This is a genomic window from Pseudomonas protegens, assembly GCF_003732485.1.
Classification (GTDB): domain Bacteria; phylum Pseudomonadota; class Gammaproteobacteria; order Pseudomonadales; family Pseudomonadaceae; genus Aquipseudomonas; species Aquipseudomonas protegens_B.
The window spans coordinates 75,017-75,271 of record NZ_MOAK01000049.1 but is presented as its reverse complement, the minus strand read 5'-3'; positions in this window follow the sequence as shown (position 1 = coordinate 75,271).

Here is a 255-nt window from a genome sequence, read left to right as displayed (position 1 = left end):
CCAGCTCCTGCACAAGGCGCCATTGCTCCCCGTAGGAGCCGGCTTGCCGGCGAAGGCGCCCGGCCTGACGCACCGCGGCGGGCGGTTCGCTGGCAAGCCAGCTCCTGCACAAGGCGCCATTGCTCCCCGTAGGAGCCGGCTTGCCGGCGAAGGCGTCCGGCCTGACACACCGCGGCCGGTGGTCAGTGCAACTTGAAGCCGCCCACCTGTCGGGCCAGGTCCTCGGAGAGGCGCTGCAGGGTCCGGCAGTCTTCA